The organism is Mesorhizobium sp. M0983 (assembly GCF_040318975.1).
Lineage (GTDB): Bacteria > Pseudomonadota > Alphaproteobacteria > Rhizobiales > Rhizobiaceae > Mesorhizobium.
Genome location: NZ_JAMYNH010000001.1, coordinates 234,940 through 252,810, shown reverse-complemented (window position 1 = coordinate 252,810; position 17,871 = coordinate 234,940). Strand labels below are relative to the sequence as shown.

Genomic DNA, 17,871 nt, shown 5'->3' with positions numbered 1-17,871 from the left:
CATCAACTACAAAGGGATTTGTATGGAAGTTCGCGTTGCCAACGTGCGCAAGGAGTTTGAGCGGTTTCCGGCCCTTCACGACGTTTCGCTCGACATCAAGTCGGGTGAGTTGATCGCGTTGCTGGGGCCATCCGGTTCCGGCAAGACGACGCTGCTCAGGCTGATTGCCGGGTTGGAGCGGCCGACCCGCGGAAAGATCTTCTTCGGCGAAGAGGATGCCTCGCAAAAGTCGATCCAGGAGCGCAATGTCGGCTTCGTCTTTCAGCATTACGCGCTGTTTCGCCATATGACGGTCGCCGACAATATCGGCTTCGGACTCAAGGTCCGGCACGGGCCGTCACGCCCGTCGGCGAAGGAAATCCGCCGCCGCGCCTCGGAACTCCTCAACCTCGTTCAGCTTTCCGGTCTGGAAAAACGCTATCCGGCGCAGCTTTCGGGCGGCCAGCGCCAGCGCGTGGCGCTGGCCCGCGCGATGGCGATCGAACCGGCCGTGCTTTTGCTCGACGAGCCGTTCGGCGCGCTCGATGCCCAGGTGCGCCGCGAACTGCGCCGCTGGCTGCGCGACATCCACGACGCCACCGGCCACACCACGGTCTTCGTCACCCATGACCAGGAAGAGGCGCTGGAGCTTGCCGACCGCGTCGTGGTGATGAGCCAGGGCCGCATCGAGCAGGTTGGCACCGCCGACGAGATCTACGACACGCCGAACTCGCCCTTCGTCTATGGCTTCATCGGCGAATCGAGCTCGATCCCGGTCAAGGTCGAGGACGGCCAGGTCTGGATCGCCGACCGGCCGATCGGGCTTTCCGCGCCGCACGCACCGCAAGGTGAAGCGACGCTGTTCTTCCGCCCGCACGACGTCGATCTGGTGGAAGAATGCAACGGCTGCATCGCCGGCACGGTTGTCGCCAGCCGCCGCGTCGCCGGCACCAGGCGGGTCGAGCTCGAAATCGGCGGCGAACGCCAGCGGGTCGAGATCGAGTTGCCAGTCGACCATCCGGCGGCGCAGAAAAGCCGGGTGGCTTTCAGGCCGCGGCGCTGGAAGCTTTTTCCGGCTGCTTGATCCTCTTTTAGGCGCTACACCAGCCAGTTCTCGACCTTCAGGCCTTTGATCCGGTTGAACTCGCCGGTGTTGGCGATCACCAGGGTAGTTCCCAGTGCATAGGCGTGGGCAGCAATAAAAAGGTCGTTTTGGCCGATGGTCTGGCCCCTTCCTTCCAGCTCTGCGCGAATCGCGCCGTACTCGGCATCTACCGGCACATCGAGCGGCAAGACAGGAATCTCAGCCAGCAATTCCTCGACCTTCTTGAGCAACTTGGCCGACTCTTTCCTGGCGCAGCCATATCGCAGTTCCGAGGCGACCACGATGCTGGTACACACGGCGGCGTCTCCCACGCGCAGGACGGCGGCGGCGGCTTTCCCGGCCGGATTTCGGATCATGTCGCTGATAATGTTCGTGTCCAGCATGAACCGCATCAAAAAAAATCCTCGGATTTGACAGGCATATCCTCGACTTCGGGAAAGTCCTCCTCGGAACCGGGGGGCGGCTCTTTCGCCCATTGCGCGAGCAGCGCCGTGAGGCCGGGTTTGCGAACCGGCTCGATGATCAGGCGGTCGCCTTCACGACTGATCAAGACCTTTTCGCCGGGAAGTTCGAACTCGACAGGAATGCGCACCGCCTGACTGCGATTGTTACGAAACAGCTTCGCCTCTTTCGGCGGGGTTGTTGAATGGCGGCGTTGAGGCATGACGATAGCTCCTTGTATATACCATTTGTATATGCCAGACCGCGCGGCGATGCAATCGCCATCGCGTTGGCCGGCCGGGAACCATCGTGCACGCCGACGGCATCGGCACCGCTGCCAAGCTGCCCGGAAGACTCTGCCTGAAAGAAAAAACTAGAAATCCTCCACAGCGGGAATATTTCTTCTATCGACAACGTGGAGCGGCCGCTCTGCCTGCCTCGTCGCGCACAATGCCTTGCCGCTATGGTCCGGCAATAAGCGCACGCATTGGAGCCTTGTTTTCATGAAGCGATTTTTGCTTGGCGTCGCCACATTGGCCGGCCTGTTCCTCGCATCCTCCCAAGCCTGGTCGGCCGACAAATTGCTGAACGCTTCTTACGATGTCGGCCGCGAGCTGTTTGCGCAGGTCAACAAGGCGTTCGTCGCCGGCCACCCAGGCGTCACCATCGATCAGTCGCATGCCGGGACGTCTGCGCAGGCACGTGCCATCGCCGAGGGCCTCGGCGCCGATGTGGTCACCTTCAACCAGGTCCTCGACATCGACTTCCTGGTCAGGAAGGGTCTCATCTCCGCGGATTGGCAGAAAGATTTTCCCGACAACGCCTCGCCCTTCTATTCGCTGCCCTCCTTCCTGGTGCGCGCCGGCAATCCGAAGCACATCAAGGATTGGAACGATCTCGTGCGCGACGACGTCCAGGTGATCTTCCCCAATCCGAAAACCTCCGGCAATGCCCGGTACACCTACCTTGCGGCCACCGCCTACGCCAAGGAAGCCTTCAAGGGCGACGACGCCAAGGTGAAGGAATTCGTCACCAAGCTGTTCAACAACGTACCGATCTTCGACAGCGGCGGACGCGCCGCGACCACCACTTTCGTGCAGCGCGAGATCGGCGACGTGCTGATCACCTTTGAGTCGGAAACGCGCGGCGTCCGCAAGGAGTATGGCGAGGACAAATTCGAGCAGGTGACGCCCTCGGTCAGCCTTTTGGCCGAGTTTCCGGTGGCGATCGTCGACACGATCGCCGACGAGCATGGCACGCGCGACCTCGCCAAGACCTATCTCGACTTCCTTTATACGCTGGAGGGCCAGGACATCGCCGCCCGCAACGGCCTGCGGACCCGCGACGCGACGGTCGCCGCCAAGTACAAGGCTGAGTTTCCCGATGTCCGCCTATTGACGGTGCAGGATGTCTTTGGCGGCTGGGCCAAGGTCCAGGCCGAGCATTTCGCCGCTGGCGGCCTGCTCGACCAGACTTACGGCAGCCGCTGACGTCTGCAACCTCGTGAACTGATTGAAAGCGGGCGTTTGCCGGCTTTCTTCATTTGCTCGCCGAAAACGTGGCCTCCGCCCGTTCCGGACGCCCGCCCTCCAAAACGTTACGAAGAATCAACGCGTTTGCGCGCAATATGTCTTCGGGCGGCCTGTCTGCGCGAACGGCATCGCACGGCCAAACCGTCATTATTTGCACACAAACAGCCGCCAGATGCGGGTGGTTGGGGCTTAATGGGTTGACTCGGGCATGCTTACCAAAAAAGGCAAATACGGCCTCAAGGCTCTCGTGCATCTGTCCGGCCTGCCGGTCGGCCAGCTCGCATTCGTCAACGACATTGCGGTCGCCAACAACATCCCCAAGAAATTCCTGGATGCCATCCTGGGCGAGTTGCGCAATGCCGGCTTCGTCCAGAGCCGCAAGGGCAAGGAAGGCGGTTACCGCCTCGCCCGTCCCGCTTCCGAAATCAAGATCGGCCATGTCGTGCGTGTCCTCGACGGGCCGCTGGCGCCGATCCCTTGCGCCAGCCGCACACAATACCAGCGCTGCGAGGATTGCGACGAGGCGACCTGCCAGGTCCGGCACATGATGCTGGAGGTGCGTCAGGCGATCGCAGAGGTGCTGGACAACCGCAGCCTCGCCGCCATGCGCGACGCCGACAATGACGATTTCCCGGTCGAGCTGACGTCGCAGATTTAAATCTAGCATCAGGCCGGGCGCTTCACCGCCCCTAGCGGCGAGCGTGCCACTACCGGCGTCGACTGGATGATCGCCGTATTGGTCATCGCATGGGGAATGATCCGGTCGATCACCCGCTCGAGCTCGGCGACCGAGCCGACATGGGCCAGCGCGATGAAACAGTCTTCGCCGGTGACCCGGTCGCATTGGGCGATTTCCGGCAGGTCGCGGATGATTTCGGCCACGACGGCGAGTTGCCCCGGCACCGGCCTGATGCGCAGCCATGCCGACAGCTTCATGCCGAGCGCGGCCGGATTAATCCGCACCGTATAGGCCTCGATCACGCCGCTTTCCTGCAGCCGCTTGATGCGCTCGGCGACGCTCGGCGCCGACAGGCCGACTGAGCGCGCCAGTTCGGCAATACTGGTGCGCGCATCCTCCTCCAGCAGGCGCAGGATTTTTAGATCCGCCGGATCCAGATCGGTATTTTCATTTCGAAGGCGTTTCAGCGGAATACTCCTTGCTTTCGAAAAGGGAATAGCCGCAATGCCCGGCCATCATCCATATCAACGGCAAAAATCGCCTGCGATACTGACCCCATGGAAGATCGGACGCAAGCCCCAGCAGCAAGTCCGGCACTCGCCGGCCCGGCTTTTACCTTGGCAAGCTCGGTGCCGCCCCATCTGTGGTTCGGCGTCAGCGCCGTGTTCCACTATCTCGGCCCCGCTTTCGCAGTCCTGCTTTTCTCGCATGTCGGCGTGCTCGGCATGGCGTGGCTGCGCATCGCCACCGCGGCACTGGTCTTTGCCCCGCTGACCCGACCATGGGCGGTCTTCGCCCGCGCCGATCGCTCGACGCGGTTGTTGCTTGTGGGTTTCGGCGTCTGCCTTGGGGTGATGAATTGCTCGTTTTACCTGGCGCTCGACCGGCTGCCGATCTCGCTGGTAGCGGCGATCGAATTCGTCGGCACCATCGGCGTCGCGCTTGTCGGCCTCAGAAGCCCGCGCAATCTCGCCGCCCTTGCAATCGCCGTCGCCGGCACCTTGCTGCTCATCGACGTCAAATGGTCGAGCGATCCTGTCGGCCTGTTCTGGGCCTTCCTCAATGGCGCGCTGTTCGTCTTCTATATCGTGCTCGGCCACCGCGTCGCGCGCGCCGACGCTGGCGATGGCATCGCCGGGCTGGGTGCCGCCATGGCGGTCGCCCTTCTCGTCGTTCTGCCGATCGGTCTTGCCGATGCGCTGCCGGCGTTCTCGACGCCGCCGCTGCTGCTTGCGGCGGTCGGTGTCGGCATCTGCTCGTCGGTCATTCCCTATATTTGCGACCAGCTTGCCATGTCGCGGCTGCCGCGCTCCAGTTTCGCGCTGATGCTGTCATTGCTTCCGGTTACCGCGACGTTTATCGGCGTCATCGTGCTGCGGCAGGTGCCGAGCCTCACTGACTGCCTCGGCATCGCGCTGGTGGTGGCCGGCGTCGCCCTTCACAAACCGGCGCTGGCGCCCGCCTGATCAGGCCAACTTCTCCTTGAGGAAAGCGATCGTCCGCCCCCAGGCGAGGTCAGCCGCCTTCTTGTCGTAACGGGCCGCCGATGTGTCGTTGTTGAAGGCATGGTTGGCGCCTTCATAGACATAGACCGAATATTCGATATGGGCCGCGTCGAGTTCCTTCTTGAAGGCGTCGATGCCGGCATTGGTGCGGGTGTCGAGCCCGGCATAATGCAGCATGAGCGGCGCCTTGATCTTCGGCACGTCCTCGGCCTTCGGCTGCATGCCGTAATAGGCAACGGCGGCTGCAAGATCCGGCGCGTTGACGGCCAGCATGTTCACCGTGCCGCCGCCCCAGCAGAAGCCGACGGCGCCGACCTTGCCGTTGCCGTCCTTGTGGCCTTTGAGGTAGGCGACCGTTGCGACGGCATTGGTGGCGACCTGTGCTGGATCGAGCTGGGAAAACAGGTCACGTGCCCTGTTTTCATCGGCCGGCGTGCCGCCGAGCGGTGTCATGAAGTCCGGGGCAAGCGCCACGAACCCCTCCAGCGCCACGCGCCGCGCCACGTCGCGAATATGCGGGTTGAGCCCCCGGTTTTCGTGCACGACGATGACCGTGCCCAGCCTGCCGGTCTGACCCGCCGGCTTGACCAGATAACCCTTCATCTCGCCGCCGCTGCCTGGATAGCTGATGTCCTCGCCTTTCACGCGCGGATCGTTTTCCGCGACGATTGCCGCCTGGGCCGAATTCGCCGCCAGCAGCGGCGCGATCGCGGCCGCTGCCGCACCCGACCCGGCAAGCCTGGTCAACTGCTCCATGAAGCGCCGCCGGTCGAGCGTCAGATGCGTGTATTCATCATAGGCATCGATCATCGCCTGGGTAATGACAGGCTTGGCGGGGCCGGCAGGTGTTGTCATGGCGCGCTCCTAGGTCTTCGGCCCCCGGCAGCAACATAGGGTCGAAGCCTGGCTGGTCCAGTCACGGCTGAGTGAGGGCTGCCATAAGTCTCTGCACGATGGCCTTGATGCCGCGTTGGTCCAGCAGGCCGAGACAGCCGCCGGCCCGCAGCTGACCAACGAGGTACTTGCATCGGTACCCGACCTGAAAGGGCATCTCGGGCTCTGAGGAACTTCTCTATTTCGGCAGCGTATAGGCCATCACATAATCGCCCGGCTTGGTGCCGACCGAGCCGTGGCCGCCGGCAACGATGACGACGAACTGGCGTCCGTCGGCTACCGTGTAGGTCATCGGTGTCGACTGCCCGCCGGCAGGCAGCCGCGCCTGCCAGAGCTGTTTGCCGGTCGTCAGGTCATAAGCGCGCACATAGTCGTCGACCGCCGCACCGAGAAAGGCGACGCCGCCGGCAGTGATCATCGGCCCGCCAATGCCCGGCACGCCGACCTTGAACGGCAGCGGCAGCGGCGTCATGTCGTAGACGGTGCCGTTGCGATGCTTGTAGACGATCTTGCCGGTCCGAAGGTCGGCGCCGGCCACATAGCCCCACGGAGGCGCCTGGCAGGGAATGCCGAGCGGCGACAGGAATGGCTTCAATATCACTGCGTAAGGCGCACCGTCATTGCGGTTCAGGCCTTGTTCGCTGCCCTTGGTATCGCCCGGCGGCGGCACGTCGGCGCGCGGCACCAATTTGGAGATGAACGCCAGGTATGTCGGCATGCCGAACATCACCTGCCGGACCGGATCGACTGCCACGCCGCCCCAGTTGAAGGTGCCGAAATTGCCAGGATAGATCAGCGAGCCTTGCAGCGACGGCGGCGTATAGCGGCCCTCATACCGCAGCTTCCGAAGCTCGATCCGGCAGGCCAGCTGGTCGAACATGGTGATGCCCCACATATCCGCGCCGGTCAGTGGCTTCGGACTGAAGCTGAGGTCCGAGACCGGCTGCGTCGGCGAGGTATGGTCGCCTTCGATCGCGCCGCCCGGCGCCGGCACTTCCTTGACCGGAACGATCGGCTCGCCGCTGCGCCGGTCGAGCACATAGAGGTCGCCCTGCTTGGTCGGCCCGACCAGCGCCGGCACCACACCACTGGCCGTGGTTATGTCGACCAGCGTCGGCTGCGCCGGCACGTCCATGTCCCAGAGATCGTGATGCACGGTCTGCCGCACCCAGCGCAATTGTCCGGTGTTGAGATCGAGCGCGGTGATCGAGGAAGAGAATTTCTCGTCATTGGCGCTGCGTCCGGCGCCGAGCTGGTCCGGCGTCTTGTTGCCGAGCGGCACATAGAGCAGGCCGAGCTTCTCGTCGGCGCTCGCCGTCGACCACATATTGGGCGAGTTGTTGGTGTAGGTCTGGCCCGGCGGCAGCGGCGTCGTCTGGTCCGGATTGCCGGAATCCCAATTCCATAACAGCGCGCCGGTGTCGGCATCGTAGGCACGGATGACCCCGGACGGCTCCTGCGTCGAATAATTGTCGTTGACCGCGCCGCCGACGATGATCTTGTTGGCGACGATCAGCGGCGCGGAAGTCGAATAGTAATAGCCCGGCTTCGGATATGGCATGTTGGCGAGCAGGTTCAGCGTGCCGCCCTCGGCAAATGTCGGACAGACCTGGCCATTCGCCGCGTCGAGCGCGATCAGCCGGGCGTCCGATGTCGGCAGATAGATGCGCGTGGCGCAGGGCTGGCCGGCGGCGATCTTGGCATCGGCATAGTAAGCCACGCCGCGGCAGGTCTGGTGCTGGCGGTCCTTGTTGAGCTTGACCTGCGGATCGAAGCGCCATTTCTCCTTGCCGCTCGCGGCATCGATGGCGATGGCGAAATTATGCGGCGTGCAGATGTAGAGCGTGTCGGCGATTTTCAGCGGCGTCACCTGATAGGTCGTCTCGCCGATGTCGTCGGGCCCTTTCACGTCGCCGGTGCGATAGGTCCAGGCCGGCTGCAGATTGGCAACGTTTTCGGGGGTGATCTGGTCGAGCGGCGAATAGCGCTGGCCATATTGCGTGCGACCGTAATAGTGCCATTCGCCGGCCGGCACATTGCCGCCGAGTTCGGCCGTCGGCGTCACCTTGTCGGTGTTGAGTTGGCCGGCAATATCCTTTGGGTCCGTCGTCATCGAATAACCGGCGACGCCGAGCGATGCCAGCACCGCGAGGATCAGCGGCGCTCGTCCGTCGGGACCGGTAAGCCCGCGCCGCGCCCATGGCGTCAATAGCCACAGCGCGACAAGCACGATGATGCCGCCGCGCGGGCCGAGCTCCCACCAGTCGAAGCCGGTTTCCCAGACAGCCCAGGCGAGCGTGCCGAGCACGATCGCCGCGTAGAGCCACAGCGCCGTGGGTCTGCGCCTGTAGAGCAGCCAGGCAGCGATCAGGAAAGCTATGCCGGCGATGACGTAATACCAGCTGCCGCCCAGCGTCACGAGCCAGATGCCGCCGCCGCCAAGCGCCAGGCCGATGAGGAAAAGGATCAGGGAGGTGATGACCACAGCCAAGACGGTGCTCCTTCGACTGGTGCGCTCCGCGACGCGTCCATGGGCAACCCCGCATTGCGTGCCTGCCCCCACGCAACTTTCTCCGGCCCGCTTCCCCTGTCAAGCAAGCTCGGCGTTTTACGGCGTCGACCCACGGCAAGCTCGGCGTTTTGGTTAGCGGACCCATTCAGATTGTGAGTCTACCGACTGGACAGAGAACAAAACGGAGACACTTCTGGCCTTTCGCTGCCGAATCACTACATTCGGGGAGAGATGTCCGGCTTTTCGGAAGACATGCCCTTTTTTGACGAACCGAACGCGCGGCCCGTGGCCCCGTCGGGCATCGCCGCGCGCGCCATCGCTGCCCGCAGCAATCAAAACAACGCGCCCGATTATCTCAACGGCCTCAACCCCGAGCAGCGGCTGGCGGTGGAAACCACCGAAGGCCCGGTGCTGGTGCTGGCCGGCGCCGGCACCGGCAAGACGCGCGTCTTGACCACCCGCATCGCCCACATCCTTGCCACCGGCAAGGCCTTCCCTTCGCAGATCCTCGCCGTCACCTTCACCAACAAGGCGGCGCGCGAGATGAAGCAGCGCATCGGCCTGTTGATCGGCGAAGGCAATGTCGAGGGCATGCCGTGGCTCGGCACCTTCCACTCGATTGGCGTGAAGCTGCTGCGCCGACATGCCGAGCTGGCCAGGCTCAAATCCGACTTCACCATTCTCGACACCGACGATGTCGTGCGGCTGATCAAACAGCTCATCCAGGCGGAAGGGCTGGACGACAAGCGCTGGCCGGCCAAGCAGTTCGCCCAGATGATCGACGGCTGGAAGAACAAGGGCCTCGGTCCCGCCGACATCCCCGAGGGCGATGCCCGTGCCTTCGCCAACGGCAAGGGCCGCGAACTCTACAAGGCCTATCAGGAGCGGCTGCAGACGCTGAATGCCTGTGACTTCGGCGATCTCCTATGTCACCCGATCCGCATCTTCCGCGCCAATCCGGACGTGCTGAAGGAATACCACAAGCGCTTCCGCTACATCCTCGTCGACGAGTACCAGGACACCAACACCGCACAGTACATGTGGCTGCGCCTGCTGGCCCAGCGGCCTCAAGGCAAGCCAATCTCCCCCCTCGCGGGGGAGATGTCCGGCAGGACAGAGGGGGGCGCGAAGGATCGCGACGCTTCCAATGGTCCTGGCGGAAACGCTGGCGGGACAGCGCCCCCCTCTGTCGGCTCCGCCGACATCTCCCCCACGAGGGGGGAGATTGGGCGCTCTTCGGCCGAAGGCCGCAAGCCCGACCGGGCGTCGGCCGGCCAGGCCGCCCCCGCGGAGGCCAGCGAGCGAAGCTCGCGCGCGGCCGTGAGCGAAAGCAAAGTTAACATCTGCTGCGTCGGCGACGACGACCAGTCGATCTATGGCTGGCGCGGCGCCGAAGTCGACAACATCCTGCGCTTCGACAAGGATTTCCCCGGCGCCACCATCATCCGGCTGGAGCGCAACTACCGCTCGACCGCGCACATCCTCGGCACCGCCTCGCATCTCATCGCCCACAATGAGGGCCGCTTCGGCAAGACGCTGTTTACCGAGAAGATCGCCGAGGACGACGAGAAGGTGCATGTCCACGCCGCCTGGGATTCCGAGGAGGAGGCCCGCGCCGTCGGCGAGACCATCGAGGCCTACCAGCGCCAGAAGCACAATTTGAACGATATGGCGATTCTCGTCCGCGCGTCTTTCCAGATGCGCGAATTCGAGGACCGCTTCGTCACGCTCGGGCTCAATTACCGCGTCATCGGCGGCCCGCGCTTCTATGAGCGGCTCGAGATTCGCGACGCATTGGCCTTCTTCCGCGTCGTCGCACAAGGCGCCGACGACCTCGCCTTCGAGCGCATCGTCAACGTGCCGAAACGCGGGTTGGGCGAGGCCACCATCCGCCAGGTCCACGACACCGCACGCGCGCTGCGCATCCCGATGCTGGAGGCGGCGGCAAAACTGGCCGAAAGCGACGAGCTGAAGCCGAAGCCGCGTGCCGCACTTCGCGAGGTATCAGCCAATTTCGAGCGCTGGCAAAAGGCTCTCGAAACCACCCCGCACACCGAACTCGCCGAGACCATTTTGGAGGAGAGCGGCTACACCGACATGTGGAAGAACGACCGCTCGGTCGAAGCGCCCGGCCGGCTGGAGAACCTAAAGGAGCTGATACGCTCCATGGAGGAGTATGAATCGCTGCGCTCCTTCCTCGAACATGTCGCGCTGGTGATGGACGCCGAGCAGAACGCTGAGCTCGACGCCGTCAACATCATGACGCTGCATTCGGCCAAGGGCCTCGAATTCGAAACCGTGTTCCTGCCCGGCTGGGAGGAAGGCCTGTTCCCGCACCAGCGTTCCCTCGACGAGGGTGGCCGGTCCGGGCTCGAGGAGGAGCGCCGCCTTGCCTATGTCGGCCTGACCCGCGCCAAGAAGAACCTGCATCTCTGGTTTGTCTCCAACCGCCGCATCCACGGCCTCTGGCAATCGACCATCCCGTCGCGCTTCCTCGACGAGCTGCCGGAAGCCCATGTCGAGGTCGCCGAGAGCGGCAACTCCTATGGCGGCTACGGCAATGCCTATGGTGGCGGCTCGTTCGCTCCCGGTCGTGGCGGCCAGGGGGCTGGAAGACAGAATCCTTATGGGGCGTCGCGCTTCGATAACATCGGTGGCAACAACGGCGCCGAGAAATCCGGCGCCTTCTCCAGCACCTATGCGACACCGGGCTGGCAACGTGCTCAGGCCAACCGCACCGAAGCGACCGACCGCAATTGGGGCACGCGCTCCGGCCACCAGGTCGAGCGCATCGGCTATGGCGAAACCGACTCGGGCTACGGTGCCGGCCGCACCTCGATCAAGGGCCGCACCATCGACGGCGAGCTGGTCGCCAAATCCGTCGCCGACACGCCCTCCCCCTTCAGCGTTGGCGACCGCGTCTTCCACCAGAAATTCGGCAACGGCAACATCTCGGCCATCGAAGGCAACAAGCTGACCATCGACTTCGACAAGGCCGGCCAGAAACGCGTGCTGGACGGGTTTGTCACGGGGGTTTGAGGCCGCCGGTCACCGATACCGCGCTTGGTTCCACTTATGGCCGAGCAGCGACAGGATGATGATCAGCCCGTTGAAGAACTGGACGTAGAAGCCGCTCAGTCCCGCCGCGACGACGCCGGTCTGGATGAAGGACACCGTAACCGCGCCGATCGCGCCGCCGACGACGGTGCCGATGCCGCCCCAGGTCGGCGTGCCTCCGACGAACACCGATGCCAGCACCGGCAGCAGGTATCCGTCGCCCGCCGTCGGCCACCAGGTGAAGTTGATCATTACCGAGAACGTGCCGGCGATCGCCGCGCCGATACCGACGAAGACGAACACTTTCACCCTGACGCGCTTGACATCGATGCCCATCTGCTGGGCGCTGTCGGGATTGTCGCCGACCACCTTGACCTGGGCACCGAAGCGATGGCGGTTGTAGAGCAGCGCCGACAGCACGACGAAGGCGATGGCCCAGAATATCTGCACCGGGATGCCGTAAAGCTGGCTGGAGAAGATCTTGTAGGCCCAGCTGTCGGCAAGGCCGGTCAGCGCGGTCGACCTGCCCTCGTTGATGATCTGGATCAGGCCGCGCAGCAGGAAATTCATGCCGAGCGTGGCGATCAGCGACGACAGCCCGCCATAGACGACCAGCGAGCCGACCAGGAAGCCGAGCAGCATGCCGGTGACGATTGCGGCGGCGATGCCGACGAACGGGTCGTAGCCGGCCTGCACGACCAGCGCGAAGACCCACGAGGCGAAGCCCATCGTCGCCGGAAACGACAGGTCGATCTCGCCACAGGTGACGACGAAGACGAGCGGCACCACCACGAACAGCGCCACAGGCAGCGTGGTCAGCACGGAACTATAGAGATACCAGCTGGTGAAGACCGTCGGATTGGCGATCATGAACACCGCCATCATCACGATGAACACGGCAAGCGTGCCGAGTGCGGCGCGGTTGTCGAGGACAAAGCCGCGCAGCCAGTTATCGGACGGGTGTTTCCATGCCTTTCGGGCGGCATCGCTGCTGCCTAGAGGGGTCTGCAGATCGGGATCCATGGTCTTGCTCATCGCGCTATCTGCTCCCCGGCGTCGCGAAGTCCCGGCAATCCGCCGGGATGTGCCACGTCTTCCATGAAATTGATGAGGTCTTCGGCCGACTTGACCTCGCTGCGGTCGGCGCTGAGCGCGACCTTGCCGCGGTCGAGCACCACGAAGCGGTCGGCGATATCGAAGACGTGGTGGATGTTGTGGCCGATGAACAGGATCGACCGGCCGCTCGCCCGCACCTGGCGCACGAAATGAAAAACCTTCGCGGTTTCGGTCAGCGACAGCGCCGTCGTCGGCTCGTCGAGGATGATCAGGTCGGCCTGCTTGTAGATGGCGCGGGCGATCGCCACGCCCTGGCGTTCGCCGCCCGACAGCTGGCCGACGATCGACTGCGGCGTGAACACCTTCGAGGTGAAGCCGATCTCGCGCATCAGCCGGCTCGCCTCGGCGATCTCCTTGTTGACCTTCAGCCATCCAAGCCAGCCGGTGAGCTCGCGGCCCATGAAGATGTTGCGCACGATCGTCTGCTGCACGGCGAGCGCCCGGTCCTGGAACACCGTTTCGATGCCGGCGTCGCGCGAGCGCGCAGCACTCCACCCGGTCACCGGTTTGCCGCGAATGAGGATTTCGCCGCTGGTCGGCTTGACCACGCCGGAAAGGATCTTGATCAGCGTCGATTTGCCGGCGCCGTTGTCGCCGATCAGGCCGACGACCTCGCCGCGGTCGACGCTGAGATTGACGCCGCCAAGCGCATAGACCTGGCCGTAGGACTTGCTGATTTCACGCAGTTCGATGAGGCGTTCGGCCATGGCGGTCCTCGCTTGTTTGTCGGTCGTCGCCGGCCGGGATTCAACCCGGCCGGCAGATCGGGCGATCAGCGCAACGCCTGCTTGGCGAGTTCGGAAACGATCTCATAATTCTGCGGCGTGACGAAGCCGGCGCCGGTGTCGACATTCATCGGCGCCAGACCCAACACCACCTGCTGGCAGAGGCTGAGGATTGGTAGGTAGCCTTGCATGAACGGCTGCTGGTCGGCCGTCAGCTGCACCCAGCCGCCCTTGAAGCCCTCGACGATCTGCGGGCTGGTGTCGAAGCCGAAGTTGAAGATGTCGCCCGGCTTCCTGCCCGCCGCCTGCATGTAAGTCGGCACATTGCCTAGCAGCTGCCCGCCGGGATAGCCGACCGCCTTGACGTCGGGATTGTTGAGCAGTGCTGCCGTGATCACCGGAATGGCCAGATTGGGATCGGCTGCCCACTCGGTTTGAGAATTGATTTGAACGACGTCGATGCCGGCCTCTTTCAGTGCGGCGACCGTGCCGCGTTCGCGCGCGCCGCGGCTCTCGTTCTCGAACGGGCCGATCATGATCGCCTTGTCGCCGGCCTTCAGCCCGGCCAGCTTGAACGCCTCGGCGCCGAGCGCCCGGCCCTGCTGCTCCTGCTGGGCGCCGACATAGCCGCCGCCGAACGCCGCCGTGACCGTCGGCACCGGCACGTTCTGGTACATCATCTTGATGCCGTCCTTGTGCGCCTGTTCGGCCAGCGGCATGATGGCGGCGTCGCCCGGGTGGCCCATCATGGCGATGCCTTGGGGCTTGACCGCAACAGCCTCGCGCAATTGCTGGACCATCTTCTCCACGTCCCACCCAGAGAAGATATAGTCGACCTTGGGCCCGAGATCGGCGGCCGCCTGCTTGGCGCCATTATAGACGATGGTGCCGAACGCATCGCCCTCCGCCCCGCCGGCGAAGAAACGGATATGGACATCCTTGCACCACTGGGCATCGAGCGCCTGCGCCGGCAAGGTCGAGAGTGCGGCGGCGAACGCCATCGCGGCCGCCGCGACGGTCGAGCGCAGAACTGTCCTTCTCATCGTAATGCTCATGCACGTTCCTCCCTTTGTTCCCTCGCTAGCCGAGGGGTTTTGACGATCGCTTCGGCAACGCGCCGCAATCTTTCGCTGGCCGGCACCTCCCGCCGGCCGAGTTCTCACACCGGGTTCGGCAGGTAGCTCGCGCCTCCCCGGCATTGTTGGAGATAATCCAGCGCACGCGCCTGGCCGGTGATCTCGAGATCGCCGCGATAGACCGGGTCGTGCCAGCCCTCGATGTCGATGGCGCCTTTGTAGCCGGCCAGCCGCAGCTCGCTGATCACTCGCGTCCAGTCGCTGTCGCCGAACCCCGGCGTGCGCATCTGCACGAACGGCAGGCGACCGAACACGCCATGTTCGCGGATCACGTCCCAGCGCACCGTCGCGTCCTTGCCGTGGACGTGGAAGATGCGCGGCGCCCATTTGCGGATCTGCGGGATCGGGTCGATCAGGTAGACCAGCTGGTGGCAGGGCTCCCACTCCAGGCCGAGATTGTCGTCCGGCAGTTCGTTGAACATCAGCTCCCAGGCGTCTGGATTGTGGGCGATGTTCCAGTCGCCGCTGGCCCAGTTGCCGTCCATGGCGCAGTTCTCGAAGGCGATGCGCACGCCCTTGTCGGCAGCCCGTTTTGCCAACTTCCCCCATACCTCGCGGAAACGCGGCAGGCTGTCTGGCAGCGGCTTGCCGCGAATGCGGCCGGTGAAGCCGCTGACCATGTTGGTGCCGAATAGATGCGCGTTGTCGATGATCGTTTCCCACGCCTGGAGCACGCCGCGATCAACTTCACCGCTCTCCAGCGGATTGCCGAACACCCCGATCGACGAGATGACGACATCGGCATCGCCGATCGCCTCGCGGATCTCGCCCGCCAGCCGTGGAATGTCCTTGCCGCCCAGCGTCTGCCAGAAGAACGGCTGGATGCTCTCGAAGCCGAGCGGCAGGATCTGCCTGACATAGGCGGCCGGGTCGTCGAGATTGGCCCGCACCATTGTGCCGATCCTGATGTCGAGCAGCGGGTTTGGCATCATGATCCTTCCTGTGCAGCGATGGCGACCCGGCGCCCGGTCTCGGCGCTCTCGATCGCAGCGAAAACCATGGCCAGGCTCTTGATGTTGTCGGCGCCGCGCGTCTCCGGCTCGGTGCCGGTTTCGACGGCGCGGACGAAATCCTGGATGATGCCGAGATGGCCGCCGACGCGATCGGCCGGGTCGAGCGGCGGCACGGCTATCGGTTCGGTGCGGTGGAACAGGCCTTCACGGACCGGCTGCACGATTTCCGCCTTCAGCCCGTCCTCGCCGTCCCAGACAATGCTGCCGCGCTCGGCGACAATACGCCATGTACTGTCCCAACTGGTACGGAAGCCGGCCGCGCACCAGCTGCCGGCATAGGTGAACAGCTTGCCGCCGCCGAGGTCGAAGCTTGCGGTTGCCGACGACCCTTGCCGATACCAGGAATTGGCCGGCTCCCACTCCTGGCAATAGACACCGGTCGGTTCGCCGGCCACCATGTAGCGGGCCGCGTCGAATGTGTGGATCGCCATGTCGAGCAGCAGCACATGGCGCATCTCTTCGCGAAAACCGCCGAAATGCGGCGCAACGAAGAAATCGGCGTGGATGCTGGTCGCAGCACCAATGACGCCGGAAGCGAGAAAGCGCCGGATGCGCCTGACATTGGCGACATAGCGGCGGTTCTGCACGACGGCATGGATGCGCCCGGCGCTGCGGGCGGCCTCGACAATGGCACGCGCATTGCCCGGGCTGTCGGCCAGCGGCTTTTCGGTCAAGAGGTGGCAATGATGGGCAAAGGCGGAAAACGCGACCTCGCGGCGGGCGGCGGGAACCACCACGTCGAATACCGCGTCGGGCCTGGTCTGGTCGAGCACGGCGTCGAGGTCGGTTCCGATGACAGCGCCGGAAAGCTCGTATTCGCGCGCCCTCGCCCGCGCCCTTTCGGCGTCGATATCAACCAGGCCTACAATGGCGAGCCCGTCGATCTGCCTGGCCGCATCGAGCCAGGCCTTGCTCATCGCTCCGCAGCCGACCAGGACGACATTGATCATCCAGTGTTCCTCCCTCTCGGCCCCTCCAGACCGATCTTCACGGCATTCACGGCAGGGCCGTGAATGTTTTTCCGTAAACGTTTACGAGAACACACCCGATGGCGTAGAATGTCAATTGGCCGGTTGCGAAAAATCGTGGTGTCGGCTTGGCCCGGAGAGCAGCCGGTGCTAGCCAAGCAAGGGGGAGAACTGTCCTTTGGCGTCCAGCATTCACGACCTTGCGCGTCACCTGAACATTTCGATCGGCACGGTGTCGCGCGCGCTCAACGGTCGCGCCGACGTCAATGCCGACACACGCCAGCGCGTGCTCGATGCGGCCAAGAAACTGAACTATTCACCGAACCAGTCCGGCCGCAGCCTGCGGCGCGGCGCCACCCATTCGATCGCCTTCATGCTGCAGCCGCATCCGGGCGACCAGGAGTATGGCGAGCCGTTCTTCATTCCATTCCTGACCGGGCTGCAGGCCAAGCTCGCCGAAAGCGGGCTCGACCTGATCGTGGTGATGGGCGCGCCAGGCGACTATCAGCAGGAGCGCCTGCGCCGTGTCGTCGAGACCCGCCGGGCCGATGCCGTGGTGCTGGCCTGGACGCGGCGCGAAGACGAGCGCATCGACTATTTGACCCAGGCCGGTTTCCCGTTCGCGACGCTCGGCCGCAGCCGTTCCGGCGGCGATGCCTACCCCTCGCTCGACCTCGACTTCGAAAAAGCCGGAGCTGACGCCGTCGATCGTCTCGTCGCGCGCGGCCACCGGCGCATCGCCGCCATCCGCCCGTCGCTCGACCTCAATTTCGGCTATCTGTTCCTCGCCGGCTATCGCAAGGCGTTGCGGCGGCACGGCATCGAATTCGACCCCGAGTTGATCGCCGACGGCTTCATCAACGAGGCCGGCGGCTACGCGGTGACACCGAAGGTCATGCGCTCCAAGGACCCGCCGAGCGCCATCATCTTCAACAACGACGCGATGGCGCTTGGCGGCTGCAAGGCTCTGGCCGAGGCGGGAATCAAGCCCGGCCACGACATCGCGGTGATCGTCATCGTCGACACGCCGCTCTGCCGCTATTTTTCGCCGGCGCTGACCGGCTTCCGCCCGGCGCTGGAGCCGATGGGCGAGCGGCTGGCCGAAATGCTGCTGGCATCGATTCCGGCCTTCGCCGGCACCGAAGGCGCTCGCATCATCCGCGAAGTCTGGCCGCTGGAGCTTATCGCGCGCGATAGCGATTGAGCGCG

The 17,871-nt window shown here is 64.3% G+C and carries 16 protein-coding genes; 6 read left to right on the top strand and 10 right to left on the bottom strand.

The features are described from left to right. Nucleotides 1-22: 22 nt before the first annotated feature. Nucleotides 23-1,063, top strand: a complete 1,041-nt coding sequence (locus NKH71_RS01395) for a sulfate/molybdate ABC transporter ATP-binding protein (RefSeq protein ID WP_352482922.1) — start codon at nt 23-25, stop codon at nt 1,061-1,063. 14 nt (nt 1,064-1,077) lie between these two features. Here the strand turns inward: NKH71_RS01395 and NKH71_RS01390 are convergent, their stop codons facing one another. Then, nucleotides 1,078-1,476, bottom strand: a complete 399-nt coding sequence (locus tag NKH71_RS01390) for a type II toxin-antitoxin system VapC family toxin (protein WP_502896288.1) — start codon at nt 1,474-1,476, stop codon at nt 1,078-1,080. Next, nucleotides 1,476-1,748, bottom strand: coding sequence for an antitoxin (locus NKH71_RS01385; RefSeq protein ID WP_352482919.1), 273 nt, complete (start codon nt 1,746-1,748; stop codon nt 1,476-1,478). Before NKH71_RS01385 ends, NKH71_RS01390 begins: the two co-directional genes overlap by 1 nt. 280 nt (nt 1,749-2,028) lie before the next feature. Here NKH71_RS01385 and NKH71_RS01380 point away from each other — a divergent pair, with 280 nt between their 5' ends. Next, nucleotides 2,029-3,015 (top strand): sulfate ABC transporter substrate-binding protein, encoded by a 987-nt coding sequence (locus NKH71_RS01380; protein ID WP_352482918.1) that lies wholly within the window; start codon nt 2,029-2,031, stop codon nt 3,013-3,015. Nucleotides 3,016-3,265: 250 nt separating this feature from the next. Then, on the top strand, nt 3,266-3,715 hold the full coding sequence (locus NKH71_RS01375; protein WP_006202816.1) for an RrF2 family transcriptional regulator: 450 nt from the start codon (nt 3,266-3,268) through the stop codon (nt 3,713-3,715). An 8-nt stretch (nt 3,716-3,723) separates the two neighbouring features. Here NKH71_RS01375 and NKH71_RS01370 read toward each other — a convergent pair whose 3' ends face one another. Beyond that, the gene (locus NKH71_RS01370) at nt 3,724-4,203 is read right to left on the bottom strand and encodes an Lrp/AsnC family transcriptional regulator (protein WP_352483074.1); all 480 of its coding nucleotides are present in this window, start codon (nt 4,201-4,203) and stop codon (nt 3,724-3,726) included. Nucleotides 4,204-4,293: 90 nt separating this feature from the next. Here NKH71_RS01370 and NKH71_RS01365 point away from each other — a divergent pair, with 90 nt between their 5' ends. Continuing rightward, the gene (locus NKH71_RS01365) at nt 4,294-5,202 is read left to right on the top strand and encodes an EamA family transporter (protein WP_352482917.1); all 909 of its coding nucleotides are present in this window, start codon (nt 4,294-4,296) and stop codon (nt 5,200-5,202) included. Here NKH71_RS01365 and NKH71_RS01360 read toward each other — a convergent pair whose 3' ends face one another. Beyond that, nucleotides 5,203-6,096, bottom strand: a complete 894-nt coding sequence (locus NKH71_RS01360) for a dienelactone hydrolase family protein (RefSeq protein ID WP_352788511.1) — start codon at nt 6,094-6,096, stop codon at nt 5,203-5,205. 217 nt (nt 6,097-6,313) lie between these two features. Beyond that, a complete protein-coding gene (locus NKH71_RS01355) occupies nt 6,314-8,626 on the bottom strand; it encodes a glucose/quinate/shikimate family membrane-bound PQQ-dependent dehydrogenase (RefSeq protein ID WP_352788513.1) in 2,313 nt (770 codons plus the stop codon). A 252-nt stretch (nt 8,627-8,878) separates the two neighbouring features. On the opposite strand from NKH71_RS01355, the gene NKH71_RS01350 reads away from it, so the two are divergent. Then, entirely contained in the window at nt 8,879-11,686 is a 2,808-nt protein-coding gene (locus NKH71_RS01350) for an ATP-dependent helicase (RefSeq protein WP_352894174.1), read from the top strand. Between the two features lie 9 nt (nt 11,687-11,695). Here NKH71_RS01350 and NKH71_RS01345 read toward each other — a convergent pair whose 3' ends face one another. The 5 genes from NKH71_RS01345 to NKH71_RS01325 all read right to left on the bottom strand — a co-directional run bounded on the left by NKH71_RS01345 (nt 11,696) and on the right by NKH71_RS01325 (nt 16,644). Further along, nucleotides 11,696-12,739, bottom strand: coding sequence for an ABC transporter permease (locus NKH71_RS01345; protein WP_352482912.1), 1,044 nt, complete (start codon nt 12,737-12,739; stop codon nt 11,696-11,698). After that, complete coding sequence (locus NKH71_RS01340) at nt 12,736-13,527, bottom strand: ATP-binding cassette domain-containing protein (protein ID WP_352482911.1); 792 nt, start codon at nt 13,525-13,527, stop codon at nt 12,736-12,738. The genes NKH71_RS01345 and NKH71_RS01340 overlap by 4 nt, the downstream gene beginning before the upstream one ends. A gap of 65 nt (nt 13,528-13,592) precedes the next feature. Next, nucleotides 13,593-14,600 (bottom strand): substrate-binding domain-containing protein, encoded by a 1,008-nt coding sequence (locus NKH71_RS01335; RefSeq protein WP_352482909.1) that lies wholly within the window; start codon nt 14,598-14,600, stop codon nt 13,593-13,595. A 104-nt stretch (nt 14,601-14,704) separates the two neighbouring features. Beyond that, nucleotides 14,705-15,610, bottom strand: a complete 906-nt coding sequence (locus tag NKH71_RS01330) for a sugar phosphate isomerase/epimerase family protein (protein WP_502898982.1) — start codon at nt 15,608-15,610, stop codon at nt 14,705-14,707. Beyond that, a complete protein-coding gene (locus NKH71_RS01325; protein ID WP_352495136.1) occupies nt 15,610-16,644 on the bottom strand; it encodes a Gfo/Idh/MocA family protein in 1,035 nt (344 codons plus the stop codon). The genes NKH71_RS01330 and NKH71_RS01325 overlap by 1 nt, the downstream gene beginning before the upstream one ends. A gap of 196 nt (nt 16,645-16,840) precedes the next feature. Between NKH71_RS01325 and NKH71_RS01320 the strand changes: the two genes are divergently transcribed. Continuing rightward, nucleotides 16,841-17,866, top strand: coding sequence for a LacI family DNA-binding transcriptional regulator (locus NKH71_RS01320; RefSeq protein WP_352589918.1), 1,026 nt, complete (start codon nt 16,841-16,843; stop codon nt 17,864-17,866). Nucleotides 17,867-17,871 lie beyond the last annotated feature (5 nt).